Genomic DNA, 15,815 nt, shown 5'->3' with positions numbered 1-15,815 from the left:
AGCTTTAGACCATGTTGCACTGCCGAGGAACACTCATGCGTTTGGCTATTTACACCGGACTAATACTGGCAGGCGGTTACACCGGCCTGACACCAGCGCTCGCGGCCGATCCTACCGGCGACTGGCGGGTCGCGGACGGCGTCGCCAATATCCGAGTCGCCCAATGCAATGGCAGCATGTGGGGCGCCGTTTCCTGGGAAAAGAAACCCGGCGGCCGCGACGAGAACAATCCGGATGTCTCAAAAAAGAACAGGCCTACGCTAGGCATGGCGACCCTGATCAACATGAAGAAAGTGGGCGGCGCCGAGCAGTGGGAAGGTCAGGTCTACAACGCCAAGGATGGCCAGATGTATAGTGCGACCATCACGCCTGTCGGCGCTGACCAGCTCGAGATCAAGGGCTGCGTGCTGGGCTTCCTGTGCGGCGGCGAGACCTGGACCCGCGTCGGTCCCCCGATTCCCTCGAGCCCCGCCAACGCCATGGCAAAGGGCGGGCCAAAAACCACGGGGGCGGCGCCGAAGGCCGCGTCGGGCGCCGCAGCACCTGCACCGATGACAGCGGCTCCAAAGAGTGCCGCCGCGGCCAAGCCCGGTCAGAAAGGTGCCCCCGATCCCGTCGGCGACATCTGCCTACTCCCTGAGATTGCGGGGTTTGCCCATTAGGGCCGGCTGAAACAGCAGCACTGCGGCAAGCGTCGTCACCAGCGAGAGTGCGAGCAGCTTGCCCATGCTGGACGTGCCCGGATGGCTCGACAGCCACAGGCTGCCGAATGCGGTCGCCGTCGTCAGTGCGCTGAAAAAGATCGCGCGCGTCAGGCTGGTCTGAAGCAGGTTTGTCCTGCCGGACCGCCACGCCACGACATAATAGATCTTGAACGCGACACCGACGCCGAGCAGCAGCGGAAACGCGACGATGTTGGCGAAGTTGAGCGGCAGGCCGATCAGCACGCAGATCTCGAGCGTGACCGCGCCTGCAACCAGCAACGGCACCAGCGTCATCGCAACGTCGACCAGGCGGCGCAGGGTGATCCACAGCAGGAGGCTGATCACCAGCAGCGCGTAGATGCCGGCATGGATGAACGCTCGCACTACGGTGTCACCGGATTTCAGGATGGAGACCGGTCCGCCGATCGCTGTCGGCTCCGCCTCGAGCACGGCCGCCGCGAACTTGCGCAGCGTGTCGTTGTCGTTGGGATCGCCCTTCGGCTGAGCTTCGACGCGGATGATGCCATCCTTGCTCTTCCAGGCGCTGACGAGATCGGGCGGCAGTGACTTCAGGGTGACAGGCTCGGCCTGCATCGCCTTCCTGAGCTGGTCGAACACGATCTTCATCGGCGTCACGAACACGTCCTGCGCCTTGTTGCGGGTCGATTCGTCGGCATTGGCGAGCTTTTCGAGCGCGTCCGCTAGGCGGCGCGAGGCGACCGCGCCAGGGCCCTTTGCGTCACCTGCCGTGCGGCGCAGATTGTCGACCGAGGATTTCAGTGAATCGACGTTCTCCTGATCCGACGGCGCCGCGTCGATCTGATCCGGATTGAGCGCGGGGTTCAGGATCTTGGCGCCCTGCGCGATCAGCTTCAGCTTCGGCTGCTGGTCCTCCGGCACGAAACTGTCGAGCGACATCACCCGCAGCACCTCCGGCACCTTCTCGAGCTTCGCTTCGACCTGCTTGGCCTGCTCTTCAGACGTGGTCATCACGTTGACCGCATTGGCGCCGGTGTTGGGATCCTTGCGCAGGTCGAGGAAGGTCGCGATCGACTCGGCGTTCGGGTTGCGCAGGTTCATCGGGTTGAAGTCGAACTTCATGAAGTAGAGCAGTGGCAGGCCGGCGACCGCGAGCAGCAGCGTGCCACCAACGACCAGCACGCGGTGCTTCTCCAGGAAGTGATCGAGCGGCGCGAGGAATGCGTAGCCGACCGGCTCCTTTTCGCCGGGCGGGTTCAGCAGCTTCAGCATTGCCGGCAGGACGGTGATTGAGGAGATGAACGCCACCAGCATGCCGACGCCGGCGATTTGCCCGAGCTCGGCGATGCCCTTGTAGTCGGTCGGGATGAAGCAGAGGAAGCCGGCCGCGGTGGCCATCGCGGCGAGCGACAGCGGGATTGCGGAGCGTCTGGCGGCAAGCACCAGCGCCTTGCCGAGATCATTGACCTTGTAACGCTCCGAGCGGTAGCGGACGCTGTATTGGATGCCGAAATCGACGCCGAGGCCGACGAACAGCACCGCGAACGCGATCGACAGCAGATTGAGTGAGCCGACCATCATCAGGCCGACGGCAGTGGTGACCGCAAGGCCGACGAAGAGATTGACGAATACGGCGAAGATGATCTTCGCTGAATGCAGCGCCAGCCACAGGATGAACAGCACGACCACAACGGTGCCGATGCCGTTGACGACGGCGCCCTCCTGGACGGTCGCGTATTCCTCGTTGGCAATCGGAACTGGACCGGTCAGCCGCACACGCGCGTGGTACTTGGTCGCGAAATCGAGATCCGCCGCCGCCTTGCGGATCGCGTCAGTGGCGTCCTTGCCGGGCTCAAGCGCGTTGTAGTCAAGGATCGGCTTGAATTCGATGAAGGCCCGCTTGTCCGAATCCTGCAGCGGCTGGTCGCTGACGAGTTCACGCCAGGAGAAGGTCGCGTTGCCCTTGTTGAGCACGGTCTCGACCGTCTGCGAGATCAGGTTGAACGGCCGCTCGGTGCTATCGAGCTTGACCTGACCACGCTTGACGCCGGCGAGCCCGGTCTCCAGCGCACCGGTCAGGCCGCGGATCGACGGATCGCCGGCCATGATCTCGATCAGGGGCGCCGCGGATTCGAACTGGCCGGTGATCTTGCCGACTTCTTCGGTCGGAAGAAACAGCAGGCCGTTCTTCTCGAAGAACTCGCCGGTGCCGAGTTGCTGAATGGCGACGAAATTGGCCTTGTCGTCCTTCAGCCTGGCATACAGCGCGTCCGCCGCCGCCGTCGTCAGCTCCGGCGTCGCGCCTTCCACGACCGCCAGGATCGTCGCATCGCGGTCGAAGGCACGGTCGAACTGCTGGTCGCGCTGACGCCAGTCGAGTTTCTGCGAGATCAGGGAATTAATGTCGGTATTGATGGCGAAGTGCCGGGACGTGTAATAGCCCGCCCCCACCGCCAGCAGGAGCCCGAGAACGACGACGAGAGAGGCAAACCGGGTACAGGCCCTGACGATGGCAACGACTACGCTTTGCAGCACTTCTTTTCTTTCTGCGGTTAACAGCTTGCCGGAAACGCCCGCTCTTTAGCGGAGTTCCCAGGCGAAACCTATTGCCGTTTGGGTCGTTCTCGCTCGAACAAGGTTCGAGGTAGACGGCGAAGGACCATGGCAAAAAGCATGCGGGACAGCGGTACAGCCGCCGAGTTGAGGCGGTAAAGTGACGAAGGGGTGAGCACAGTCATCGCCGACTTGCTCACTCGGACGACCGCATTATAATACCCGCGCCCGGTCCCGCCCAAACCTGCGGGTCACCCACACTTCCCTTATTGCCGATTTTTTGACACAAAGTGCTGCGCCTGCATGCATCGGAACCCACGGGTGGGCAACCTGCCGAGGTCGCGAAACATTGGTGCGGATATTGCAGCACGCGCCCTATCAGAGTGCCCCGGGACAATTGAGCGGATTGGTGCAATTTGCGTGATGGACGTCCAATGGAAGTTTATCTGGCGCAGCCGCGAGGCTTTTGCGCGGGCGTGGTGCGCGCCATCGAGATCGTGGAGCGCGCGCTGGAGAAATACGGCCCGCCGGTCTATGTGCGCCACGAGATCGTGCACAACAAATACGTCGTCGAGAGCCTGAAGAACAAGGGCGCGATCTTCGTCGAGGAGCTGTCCGAGGTTCCGCCGAAGGCCGTGACGGTATTCAGTGCTCACGGCGTCGCCCGCAGTGTCGAGGAAGAGGCCGCCGCGCGCGACCTTCCGGTGCTCAATGCCACCTGCCCGCTGGTCACGAAAGTTCACAATCAGGGGAAGCGCTACATCACCAAGGGCCGTACCCTGATCCTGATCGGCCATGCCGGCCACCCCGAGGTCGAGGGCACGATGGGCCAGGTTCCCGGGCCCGTTCTGCTGGTCCAGAGCGTCGAAGAGGCCCGGGCCCTGGCGCTGCCGGCGGATACGCCAGTGGCCTACATCACCCAGACCACCCTGTCGGTCGACGACACCAGGGATATTATCGGCGCCCTCCAGGCAAGATTTACAGATATTCAAGGCCCGGACATCCGGGATATCTGCTATGCGACACAGAACCGCCAATCTGCGGTAAGGGACTTGAGCAAGCTGGTTGACGTGATCTTGGTGGTGGGCGCCGCCAACAGCTCGAACTCGAACCGGCTCCGCGAGATCGGCACTGAGGCCGGTGTCGCGAGTTATCTGATCGCCGATGGAAGCGAGCTCAATCCCGAGTGGTTGAATGGTGCCAGGTCGGTCGGCCTCACGGCCGGCGCCTCGGCGCCCGAGGTGCTGGTTGATGACGTGATCGAAGCGCTGCGGCGGATCGGACCGGTGACGGTTTCGGTGCTCCCCGGCCGCGAGGAAAACATCGAATTCCGGCTTCCGGCCGAACTGGCTGCAAGCTGACCTACCCGAATTTGAAGCCCAGAAAGAAACGTGTAATGGCAATCCCCTTCTTCAAGGAAATGCGTATCGGCGGCTATTTGCTCAAGCAGAAACTGCTTGGCCGCAAACGCTATCCGCTCGTGCTGATGCTGGAACCCTTGTTCCGCTGCAACCTCGCCTGCGTCGGCTGCGGCAAGATCGATTATCCGGATGCGATCCTCAACCGCCGCATGACCGCCCAGGAGTGCTGGGACGCGGCCGACGAGTGCGGCGCCCCGATGGTGGCGATTCCCGGCGGCGAGCCGCTGATCCACAAGGAGATCGGCGAGATCGTGCGCGGCCTCGTCGCGCGCAAGAAGTTCGTGTCGCTCTGCACCAACGCGCTGCTGCTCGAGAAGAAGCTCGACCTGTTCGAGCCCTCGCCATACCTGTTCTTCTCCGTCCATCTCGACGGCCTCAAGGACCATCACGACAAGGCCGTGTCGCAGCAGGGCGTGTTCGACCGCGCCGTCTCCGCGATCAAGGCGGCGAAGGCCCGCGGCTTCACCGTCAACGTCAACGCCACCATCTTCGACGGCCATCCGGCCGAGGAGATCGCGAAATTCCTCGACCTCACCGTCGAGCTCGGCGTCGGTGTCTCGATGTCGCCCGGCTATGCCTATGAGCGCGCGCCGGACCAGGAGCACTTCCTCAACCGCGCCAAGACCAAGAAGCTGTTCCGCGACGTCTTCGCGCTGGGCAAGGGCAAGAAGTGGAATTTCATGCACTCCGGCCTGTTCCTCGACTTCCTCGCCGGCAACCAGGAATACGAGTGCACGCCGTGGGGCATGCCCGCGCGCAACATCTTCGGCTGGCAGAAGCCCTGCTACCTGCTCGGTGAAGGCTACGCCAAAACCTTCAAGGAGCTGATGGACACCACCGACTGGGAGACCTACGGCACCGGCAAGTACGAGAAGTGCGCCGACTGTATGGCCCATTGCGGCTACGAGCCGACGGCAGCGACCGCAGCCCTCAACAACCCGATCAAGGCGATGTGGGTGTCGCTGCGCGGTATCAAGACCACTGGCCCGATGGCGCCGGAGATCGACATGTCGAAGCAGCGCCCGGCGCAGTACATCTTCTCGGAGCAGGTCCAGAAGAAGCTCTCCGAGATCCGCAAGGACGAGGCCGAAGCCGCCGCGGCGAAGGCCGCGCGGAAGGCTTCGACGGCCGCGTAGGGGCGTCAGCCGGCGAAAACGAACAAGGCCCGGTCGCCGATCGCGATCGGGCCTTTTTCTTTTGTTCGGCGCGAGGGTCCGCCAGGACGGAACGATACGCGAAGCGACGCCCCTCGCCTCCTCGCACTTATGCGAGATGTGAAAAACAACCCCATGCACAGTAGAAGCGTGCTCGCCGCCGCGAACGTTTTCCAATCGTTCTGTTCTCGCATGGCGGAGGAACAATCAAAGCGGGGGGCACAGTGCGGATCGGTTCGCATTCAAGCTGCCCGGCGGCACTGCGCAGACCACCTCGTGCGTATGCCGCCCGCCTATGACGACGATCGCGCAGCTCAAAACAAAAGGCCCGATCGCACCGCGACCGGGCCTTTTGTGTTGTTCAGCTCGAAGACGCCCTTCAGGCCGCTTCAGCGGCGAGCGCCTCGCTGCCCACGAGCTCCGTCCCGATCAGAAAATCGCGGCAGCCGCGCAAGGAACGCAGCGCGCGGTTGAAGTCGATGCCGGTGGAGACCAGGGCATGCAGCGTCGCGGGATTGCGCACGATGCCGCGCAGGACGGCGGCGAGGTCGATCTGGCCGTTCGGCTTGATGGCTGCGCGGGCGATCGCCGGCAGCGCACGGTGCGCGGGGTCGCTGATGACGCGGACCGCGGCAAACGGCAGGCCGGCCTCGGCGGCGTAGGCAGCCGCGATGTGGCTTTCCATGTCGACGGCGAAGGCGCCGGTCTCGGAATGCAGCGCCGCCTTGCACGATGAACCGGTGACCACTTCCTCGGCACCGGCGAGGCTGCCGCGCACCACGCGGCGGCGGCCGGATGTCAGCTTCTCGATGAGGTCGTCGCTGAGCCACAGGCCGGCGCCCCAGCGGTCATCACCCGAGAGCACCTCGGTCGCCACCACGACGTCGCCGGAGCGCAAGCTCGGGTCGAGCCCGCCGGCCACGCCGAACGAGATCACGCCGCGAATCGTATCAGGATCCACCACCGTCAGCAGCGCCCGCAACTGGGCCGGGCTGCTCGACGAGCAAATGACGGCCATGCCGGGCCCTGCCGCAATGCGGGCCTCCTGCACCAGTCCGGTCACAATCAATATCGGGCGCGGATCAATGGCTTGACCCGCGGTCACATAGTCCCCCGTCCCCGTCGTCACATCCCGACCCCTACCACCCTGCTGTTGGTGTTCCGCAAGTTCCGATATCGCGCCAGCGCCCACAGCGGGAAGAACTTCGGGTAACCATGATACCGCAGATAGAACACGCGGGGAAAGCCTGTGGCGGTGTAACGCTGTTCATCCCACAGTCCTTTTTCGTTCTGTGTTGCAATCAGGTACTCCACCCCGCGGGCGACGGCCGGGTGATCAACCTCGCCTGCAGCCATCAGGGCAAGCAAGGCCCATGCCGTTTGCGAGGCGGTCGACGGGGCCGGCTCCCATCCCTGGTAGTCCAGCCGGTAGCTGACGGCGTCCTCGCCCCAGCCCCCGTCCTTGTTCTGGATCGAGGCCAGCCAGCCGGCCGCCTTGCGCATCATCGGGTCGCTGTGGGGAACTCCGGCCATGTTCAGCGCACAGAGCACCGACCAGGTTCCATAGATGAAGTTCATGCCCCAGCGGCCGTACCAGGACCCCTCGGGGTGCTGGGTCTTGCGCAGATAGGCAACGCCATCGGCGACCTGCTTGCTGGTCTTCTCGGTCTTGCCGAGTTGGGCCAGCATCGAGATGCAGCGCCCGGTGACGTCCTCAGTCGGGGGATCGAGCAACGCGCCGTGGTCCGAGAACGGGATGTTGTTGAGGTAGTATTCGAGGTTGTTGACGTCGAAGGCCGCCCAGCCGCCGTCGTCGCTCTGCATGCCCTCGATCCACTCGCGGCCGCGCTCGATCGCGGCATCATAGCCGGCGACGCCGTGCTCGCGGCGCATGCGGTCCATCGACATCACCACCACGGCGGTGTCGTCGAGATCGGGATAATGCGCATTGTTGTACTGGAACGCCCAGCCGCCGGGACGCACGTCGGGCCGCTTCACCGCCCAGTCGCCCTTCACCTCGAGCTCCTGCTTCGGGATCAGCCAGTCCAGGCCCTGCTTGGCGGCAGGCAACGCCTTGTCGCCGCCGGCCTCCAACAGCGCATGCGCGGTCAGCGTCGTGTCCCACACCGGGGAGACGCAGGGCTGGCAATAGGCCTCATCGCCCTTGACGACGAGCAGCTTGTCGATGCCCCGGCGCGTGATCGCGCGGGGCGGGAAGTTCTCGTCCTTGCCGAGCGCATCGTACATCATGACGATGTTGGCCATGGGCGGATAGATCGCACCCATCCCGTCCTCGCCGTTGAGCCGCTCCTCGGTAAAGGCAAGCGCGGCATCGATCGCGCGCTTACGCAGGCGCTTCGGAAACATCGGCTCGATCACGCGCAGGATGCCGTCGAGCGCGCGGAACAGCACGAACCAGGCCATGCTCTGGTGCGGCGCCTTGGCGGTCATCCCGATCGAGCGCGGATCCTGCAGGAACAACTCGTCGATGCCGACGCCCTTGGGATTCTTCGCGCGCGGCTTCAGCGCGGCGATCACCATCAGCGGCACCATGGTGGTGCGCGCCCAATAAGAGATCTTGTTGAGATGGAACGGCGACCAGAACGGCAGCAGCACGATCTCGATCGGCAGCACCGGCACCGCGCGCCAGGTCACGACGCCGAAGGTTGCGAGCAGGAAGCGGGTGAACACGTTGCTGTTGACGGCACCGCCGCGCGCATGGATCGCCTGCCGCGCACGCACCATGTGCGGGGCATCCACGGAATCGCCGATCATCTTCAGCGCGAAATAAGCCTTCACGCTGGCGCTCATGTCGAACTCGCCGTCATGCACCAGCGGCCAGCCGCCATGAGCACCCTGAACGCGGCGCAGATAATTGCCGATCTTGGCCTCGAGCGCGGTGTCGACCGGCTCGGCGAGATAATGGCGCAGCAGGATATATTCGGCCGGAATGGTGCAGTCGGCCTCGAGCTCGAATACCCAATGGCCGTCGGGTTGCTGGAAAGCGAGGACGCCTTGCGTGGCTGACGCAATGCTCGATTCCAAAGCTTCGCGGCTGGTCGCGTTCACGGAATCCATGTCGCTCGATTGCTCCTGGCGTCGATTGAAAATGACCGGGACATTGCCCGTCAGGGCCGCTTTGCGGCCAGAACCAGATCGGCAGCGCGATCACCCGATCGGACCGATCCCTCGATGGTTGCAGGCAATCCCGTAGCAGTCCAATCGCCGGCAAGGAACAGGTTTTTCAGCGCGGTGACCGGCCCTGGACGCAGGGCATTCTGCGCCGGCGTTGCCGCAAATGTGGCACGGCGCTCCCGCACGATCTGCCATGGGGGCAGCTCGCCGGAGACGCCGCCCGCCGCGCAGACGTCATTCCAGATCGCCTGCGCGAGTTCCTCGCGCGGCATATCGACGAGACGGTCGCCATTGCTGATGGTGACCGACAGCCGGTTGGGGAACGCGAACAGCCATTCCACCACGCCGCCGATCACGCCCAGGATCGGTGCCGAACCCGGCGGCGGCTCAAAGCGGAAATGCGCATTGACGATGGCGCGGAATTCGGTCGGCGCAGTCAGGCCCGGCAGCAGGCTCGTCGCCGCGCGGGGCGGCACCGCCATCACGATCACATCGCCCGCGGCAAGCTGGACCACGTCCTCGCCGCCGAAATTGAGCGCGCTGACGTTGCCGTCGGTGGTGACGAAGGAGCGCAGCTCATGACCGAGCTGAACGGTGTGCCCGCGCTCAGTCAGGAATTTCACGGCCGGTTCGATCAAAACGGTGCTCAGGCCATCGCGCGCGATCAGCGGACGGCAGGCCTGCCCGCCCGCGAGCAGCGTCTCGCGCACGATCGCGCCGGCAAGCCCGGCCGAGCCCTCGGGCGGATCGACGTTGAGCGCGGCGAGCAGCAGCGGCTGCACCAGGCGATGATAGAGCGTGCCTTCGCAAGGAATGGACTTGCCGACCGGCGTCTGCTCCGACGCCCAAATCAGCGGCGCCAGCTTGAGATAATCGGTCAGACCCGTGTCAGGGACGCGGCGGCTCTCGTCGAGCACCCAGGCAGGCCAGCGGCCATTGCCGAGATCGATCTGCCAGCGCTGTCCGGTCTTGACGTCGACGAAGGGAAACTGCGCACTGTCAGGCCCGACCAGGCCCGCCTCGGTGCCGATCGCGCGCGCATAGGCCCGGGCGTGGCTGTTGCCCGACAGCAGCAGATGATTGCCGTTGTCGATCATGAGATTGGTGGCGCCGTCGAAATAGGAGCGGCAGCGGCCGCCGGCCTGGTGCGTCGCCTCGTGCACGGCGACCCTGTAGCCGGCATTGCCGAGCCGCACAGCGGCGGAGAGGCCGGAAATGCCGGCGCCAATGATGTGAGCTGTGTTTTGCATCAGATGACAGCGTAACGGAGCAGGATCGCGAAGCGCGTGACCTTCGACACACGCACCGGCTCGCGCGGTGCGTTGAAGCCGCGCGCGATCAGGAGGTCCAGAATGGAATGGTAGTATTTCGACATGATCCTCGGCGCGCGCACCGCGCGGCGCCTGTTGCGGTTCATGATCTCGTCCGACTTCTCGAAATGCGCCTTCGCGCGCTGCGTCAGCGGCAGGCAGACTTTCGGCAGCGCGCGCTCGGCGATCACGCGGTTCGGATCGTTTGAGGTGATGCCGGCATGCAGCAACGCCTCGCGCGGCAGATAGAGGCGGCCGAGCGTCGCATCCTCGTCGATGTCGCGCAGGATATTGGTGAGCTGGAGCGCGCGGCCGAGATGGTGAGCGAGTTGGATGCCGTCATCCTCGGGCAGGCCGAATACCCGCACCGACAAACGTCCCACGGCGCTGGCGACGCGATCGCAGTAGAGGTCGAGCGTCGCCATGTCGGGCGCGCGGATATCCTGCGGCACGTCCATCTCCATGCCGTCGACGATGGCGAGAAAATCCTCGCGCTTCAGCCCGAAGGTCTTCACCGACGCGACATAGTCCTTCAGCCGCGGCGGCGGATTGCCCCGGTAGAGCGCGTCGATGTCGTTGCGCCATTGCTGAAGCGCGGCGAGCCGCACCTCGCGCGGACCGTCGGAATCGGCGATGTCGTCGACCTGGCGGCAGAAGCTGTAGATCTGGAACATCGCCTCGCGCTGGTTGCGCGGCAGGATGCGCATCGCAGCGTAGAAGGAACTGTTCGATGCGGACGAGCCATAATCGGCGCCGGGCGCGGTCGCCTCAAGCGTCATGGGCAGCCCCCGGATTGGAGAGGGCCTTGCGGCCGATCGCGCGGCGGCCGACTTCGCCGATCATGCCGGCGAGGCTGAACATGAGCAGTTCGAACTTGTTCAGATGCACGCGCTCGCGCAGGGGATCGCGTACCTTCAACAGGCGCACGATACGATCGGCGTAGGCCTGGATCACCGCGACATCGAGCCCGAGGCGGGCATCCCGGATCTCCGCAGCCAGCGACCTGCCCTCGTTGAGCAATGCTTCGTTGCGCACGGCGAGGCCATGAAGGCAGGCCAGCATCGCCGGCGGCGATTGTGCAAGCCCGAGTTGCTCGACCGTGGCGCCGTGTGCTGCCAGCGCATCGCGCGGCAGATAGACGCGATTGAGCTCGCGGAAATCCTTGCCGCAATCCTGGAGGTGGTTGTTGATCTGCAGGCCCGCGCACAGCGCATCCGACGCGGCCCAGGTCGAGGTCGCCTCGCCATGAACGTCGAGCATGAAGCGGCCGACCGGCATGGCCGAATAGCGGCAATAGTGGATGACCTCGTCCCAGGTCTCGTAGCGCAGCTTGCTCACGTCCATGCGGAAGGCGATGAGCACGTCGAGCGCATGGCGCGGCGCCATGCCTCGATCGGCCAGCGCGCGCCTCAGCGCGACGGCCTCGGCCTGGGTATCGCCCTTGCCGAGCAGTTCCGCCTCGAGCAGGTCGAGATAACGAAGTTTCTCCTCGGCCGGCAGGCTCGCGTGGTCGGCGATGTCGTCGGCGGTGCGGACGAAATTGTAATAGGCCAGGATCAGGGCGCGATGACGCGGGTGAATGATCCAGGACGCGACGGGAAAATTCTCGTCGCGGTCACCCTTGCCGGATCGCAATTCGCTCGCAGAGGTCATCGAGGGCTGATCAACAATCGTTTGGACAGGAAGGGCTTGTTCGCGCGCGCGGGTTCATGCCGGCGCTGCCGCGGCCCCCATATAGGGGAATACGGCCGCAAAACCAATCCTGTCTCGCGATGGCAGCCCCGCGGATCCGGCCTGAAAAAGGCGGCCCCTGGGGGCCGCCTTTGTGGGCCAGTGGCCGAGCTTATTGGTTGTGGTTCTTCAGGACCTGGTCGCAGGCCTGCGAGATCTTGGCCCGATTCTCCTTGAGGCAGGCCAGGACAGTGAAATCGCCCTGATCAATAACCGGACGGCAGAACTTCTGCACATCGCGCGTGCAGGCCTTCTGCTCGGCTTCGGTGCCACGGCCGCCCTGCTGGGCGAACGCAGCCGTGGACAGGGTTGCCGACAGCACGGTGAGAGCGACGAAAAGCTTACGCATTGTATTCCTTCATTCTAACGGCAGAATCGCACCAATCCCGCACAGCACAGGGCAGACGACGGGAACGGATTGTTCTGATGGCAAGTTACCGCGGGATGAGAGCGGCACCGGAGAAGGCCACAAGCGCTGGTAAATGCGGCCAAATTGGCGCCGCGCGTACCAAATCAGGTCTTCCCCCGATCTTCATTGGCAGAGGTAAGGGTTTGATACTACGTCGAAATTCTGAGGCACGGCGTTTTACGGCAGACCTGTTGCAGAGCTGCATCTGTCAGATCGGCCATTCCGGCCGGAAACACATGGAAACAGAGGGGATCCAGGCACGGACCGTTGCAAGACCGCTCGGCCCAGCCTCTTGAACCTGACCCCGCCTCACAACACTAAACGTTCGATGTGGCGAGACGATCTGCGATGAAGCAGGCGTCGTTCCAAAACGGGATATTGATGATGAAATTCTTTGGGCGATCTGAACTGGCAATCAAGGCGGCCGGCATTGGCGCGGCGCTGCTCTTCTCAGTTGCGGCAAGCCACGCTCAGTCGTCCGGTCCCTTCGCCGGTTTCGACGGGGCATGGACCGGCACCGGCACGGTGTCGCTGTCCGATGGCTCGACCGAGCGCATCCGCTGCAAGGCGGACTACAAGGTCGCCGGCACCGGCCTCAACCTCAAGCAGGCGCTGCACTGCGCATCCGACAGCTACAAGTTCGACCTCACCAGCGACGTGACCAGCCAGGGCGAGCGGATCTCCGGCAACTGGAGCGAGTCCAACCGCAACATCTTCGGCAATCTGCAAGGGACCGCCGGCGGCGGCCAGATCGACGTGTTCGTCGAGGCCAACGGCTTTGCCGCCAATCTGTCGCTGCGCACCAACGGCTCCAAGCAGACCGTGCAGATCTCGTCCAAGGGCGAGATCCGCGGCGTCAACATCACCATGACGAGGGGCTGATCGTCCTCTCTTCCTCGAAAGAAAAAAGCCCCGGCTCTCGCGAACCGGGGCTTTTTGCTGCCGGGAATTTGTTGACCTCGCTCAGATCGCCGGCTTGTCGGGGCCGTGAAGCCTGGCGTGCAGATTGATCAGCCACATCGCGGTCGGCCGCAGGATGAAGAGGTCGGCGACAAGCGCCGCCACCATCGAGAAGGCGCTGAGCCAGCCGAACAGCCGCAGCGACGGCAGGTCCGAGAACACGGTGACGACGAGGCCGCAGGCCAGCACCACCGTGGTCAGGATCAGCGCCGGGCCGACCAGCACGGTCGCGCGCTCCACCGCCAGCGCCGAGCCGACGCCGGGTTTGCTCTCCAATCGCAGACGATTGAGGAAGTGGATGGTGGCGGAGAGGCCCAGGCCGAACGAGACCGTGAGCGCGACGACGCTGGCAAATTGCAGGCCCTCGCCCATCGCCCACAGCACCGTCCCCGACATCACCACCGGGAAGATACCCGGCAGGATGCAGGCGAACATCACCACCCAGGAGCGGAAGGCGAGGCCAATGAAGAGCGCGACCAGCGCGAATTCCACGGTGAGGCCGCGGTTCAGCTTCTCGATCATGCCGGCCGAGTTCCGAGCGGCAATGGCGGCGAGACCGGTGACGGCGATCTCGTAGCCGGGATGCTTCTTGCGGACCGAGTCGAGCTCGGAATCGAGCTTGTCGACGATCGGCAGGAGCTGGCTGGAATCCTTGTCCGGCACGCGACCGGCCACGACCACCGCATCCTGCTGAGCATCGATGAACCGGCGCACCAGATGCTCGGGGATGACGTTCACATATTCCTTGAGCGTCGCGACGTCATCGCTGCCGGCCTTCTCCGCCAGCCAGCGGCGCAGCGTCTCCAGCGACCAGACGTTGCCGACGCCCGCCGCCTTCTCCACGGTCGCGTGCACGTCGGCGATGGTCTGCAGCGTCTCCGGCGAGTAGAGCGTTTCACCCTTGGGGAACTGGATCAGGACGTTGACCGGATTGGCGCCCGTCAGCTTGGCATCGAGCCGGTTGCTGGCGGCAACCGCCTGGCGCTTGTCCGGCACCTGATCGGCGAGCCGGTAGCGCGGCTGCAGATTGGCATAGACGACACCCAGGCCGGCGACGAACAGCAGTGCGATCAGGCTGAACAGGCCGGGCCGGCCGACCATGCGCACCGCGATCCAGTAGCAGAAATTGCGCAGCGCCTGCACGCCCGCATCCGCGCTCTGGAACTTGACCGCAAAGACCTTTTCGTTGCGCACGAACAACACGCCGAACACCGGCACCAGAGACAGCACCGTGATCAGCGCGATGATGGTGGCCGCCAGGCCCGCCTCGCCGAACTTACGGATCAGGTCGGAATCCGAGAATTGCAGCGCGATGAAGGAAATGCCGGCGGTGCCATGCGTCAGCACGCAGGCCGGGCCCACCACCAGCACGGCATTCTTGAACGCGGTGAATTTGTCCTGGCCCGCGATCAGCCGGTCACGGGCGGCGAAGGTCAGCTGCATCGAGTCCGAGAAGCTGATCACCATGATGAGCGGCGTCATCACGTTCAGGAACATGTTGAGATTGAAATTGGCCCAGCCGAGCGCGCCGAGTGCGATCAGGATCGCGATCATCGGCGGGAACGCCGCCACCACCATGAAGGAGATCTTGCGGAAGAAGATGATCGCGATGATGCAGCCGGCGAGAATGCCGAGGATGTTGTAGGTGAGGCCGTCGCGCTCGACCGCGTTTCGGATCTCGAGCTGCATCACCGGTACGCCGGAGAGCTGCACGCTGAGCCCGGTGTCACCGAGATCCTCCTTCATCAGCGCACGGATGTCGCCGACGACCTTGCCGAGCTTGCTGGAGGCGACCACCTCCGGATCGAGCGAGAGCACGATCAGCGCCAGCGTGCCGTCCTCCGACAACAGTTTGCCGCGGATGATCTCGTTGTTCTTGACGGTTTCGATGAACTGATCATAGGCCGCGCCCTCGGGCAGTTCGGCCGGGAACAGCGCGGCCGGCAGCTTGCCCGGCGCCGGCGCCTGGCGAGCCGAGAACAGCGAGACCAGACCGCGGGTACCCTCGACCAGCTGCATGTCGGTGACGAAATCGCGCAGCTTCTCGAGGTTGTTCCGCGCCAGCAGAGTCTTGCCCTCGACCACGACGAGGACGTCGAATTCCTCGGCCGGGAACTTCTTCGTCACCTCTTCGTACTGCTTGAATTCCGGGGTGTTGGAGCGGAACAGCTGCGACAGCGAATCGTCGATCTTGATGCGATGGATACCGAACACCGCGCCGACGATCAGCGCGAGCAGGATGATGCAGGAGACGATCGGCGCCCGGACCGCAATCAGGCCGAGACGCTCCAGCCCGAAGGCGATGGAGGAGGCAGGCCCCTGCTCGACCTTGTCGACATGAACCTCATTCTCGCGGTGCTTTTCGAGCATGCCTTGTCCAATTCCTCAATCGGCTCGGTCTATGAGCTTAGTGCGCGCGCCCTGCGAACGGCTTGAAAACGCCATACCAATCGGAGGCT

Annotated in this window: 12 protein-coding genes; 4 read left to right on the top strand and 8 right to left on the bottom strand. The window is 64.3% G+C overall.

Features of this window, described 5'->3' with window-relative positions; translation table 11 throughout:
* Positions 1–35: 35 nt before the first annotated feature.
* Entirely contained in the window at positions 36–662 is a 627-nt protein-coding gene (locus tag ACVIIW_RS21525; protein ID WP_456702561.1) for a DUF2147 domain-containing protein, read from the top strand.
* Here ACVIIW_RS21525 and hpnN read toward each other — a convergent pair.
* Positions 630–3,218, bottom strand: coding sequence for a hopanoid transporter HpnN (gene hpnN / locus ACVIIW_RS21520; RefSeq protein ID WP_456702560.1), 2,589 nt, complete (start codon positions 3,216–3,218; stop codon positions 630–632). The two genes, ACVIIW_RS21525 and hpnN, sit on opposite strands and share 33 nt — an antisense overlap.
* A 452-nt stretch (positions 3,219–3,670) precedes the next feature.
* Here hpnN and ispH point away from each other — a divergent pair, with 452 nt between their 5' ends.
* Both ispH and hpnH read left to right on the top strand, forming a co-directional pair.
* Positions 3,671–4,597 (top strand): 4-hydroxy-3-methylbut-2-enyl diphosphate reductase, encoded by a 927-nt coding sequence (ispH, locus tag ACVIIW_RS21515; RefSeq protein ID WP_456702559.1) that lies wholly within the window; start codon positions 3,671–3,673, stop codon positions 4,595–4,597.
* Between the two features lie 35 nt (positions 4,598–4,632).
* The gene (hpnH, locus tag ACVIIW_RS21510; protein WP_456702558.1) at positions 4,633–5,793 is read left to right on the top strand and encodes an adenosyl-hopene transferase HpnH; all 1,161 of its coding nucleotides are present in this window, start codon (positions 4,633–4,635) and stop codon (positions 5,791–5,793) included.
* A 397-nt stretch (positions 5,794–6,190) separates the two neighbouring features.
* On the opposite strand, the gene ACVIIW_RS21505 is transcribed toward hpnH, so the two are convergent.
* From ACVIIW_RS21505 to ACVIIW_RS21480, 6 genes are all read right to left on the bottom strand, one after another.
* A complete protein-coding gene (locus tag ACVIIW_RS21505) occupies positions 6,191–6,940 on the bottom strand; it encodes a phosphorylase (protein ID WP_456702557.1) in 750 nt (249 codons plus the stop codon).
* Complete coding sequence (gene shc / locus ACVIIW_RS21500; protein ID WP_456702556.1) at positions 6,937–8,889, bottom strand: squalene--hopene cyclase; 1,953 nt, start codon at positions 8,887–8,889, stop codon at positions 6,937–6,939. Before shc ends, ACVIIW_RS21505 begins: the two co-directional genes overlap by 4 nt.
* Positions 8,890–8,939: 50 nt before the next feature.
* Positions 8,940–10,196, bottom strand: a complete 1,257-nt coding sequence (hpnE, locus tag ACVIIW_RS21495) for a hydroxysqualene dehydroxylase HpnE (protein ID WP_456702555.1) — start codon at positions 10,194–10,196, stop codon at positions 8,940–8,942.
* Positions 10,196–11,035, bottom strand: coding sequence for a presqualene diphosphate synthase HpnD (hpnD, locus tag ACVIIW_RS21490; protein ID WP_456702554.1), 840 nt, complete (start codon positions 11,033–11,035; stop codon positions 10,196–10,198). Before hpnD ends, hpnE begins: the two co-directional genes overlap by 1 nt.
* A complete protein-coding gene (gene hpnC, locus ACVIIW_RS21485; protein ID WP_456702553.1) occupies positions 11,025–11,909 on the bottom strand; it encodes a squalene synthase HpnC in 885 nt (294 codons plus the stop codon). The genes hpnD and hpnC overlap by 11 nt, the downstream gene beginning before the upstream one ends.
* Positions 11,910–12,099: 190 nt before the next feature.
* Positions 12,100–12,336, bottom strand: a complete 237-nt coding sequence (locus ACVIIW_RS21480) for a cysteine rich repeat-containing protein (RefSeq protein WP_456702552.1) — start codon at positions 12,334–12,336, stop codon at positions 12,100–12,102.
* Between the two features lie 444 nt (positions 12,337–12,780).
* Between ACVIIW_RS21480 and ACVIIW_RS21475 the strand changes: the two genes are divergently transcribed.
* Entirely contained in the window at positions 12,781–13,278 is a 498-nt protein-coding gene (locus tag ACVIIW_RS21475) for a hypothetical protein (RefSeq protein ID WP_456705219.1), read from the top strand.
* 81 nt (positions 13,279–13,359) lie between these two features.
* Here the strand turns inward: ACVIIW_RS21475 and ACVIIW_RS21470 are convergent, their stop codons facing one another.
* Complete coding sequence (locus tag ACVIIW_RS21470) at positions 13,360–15,726, bottom strand: efflux RND transporter permease subunit (RefSeq protein WP_456702551.1); 2,367 nt, start codon at positions 15,724–15,726, stop codon at positions 13,360–13,362.
* Between the last annotated feature and the right edge of the window lie 89 nt (positions 15,727–15,815).

It is taken from the genome of Bradyrhizobium sp. USDA 4449 (assembly GCF_054056275.1).
This window is presented reverse-complemented; position numbering and strand designations above follow the sequence as displayed.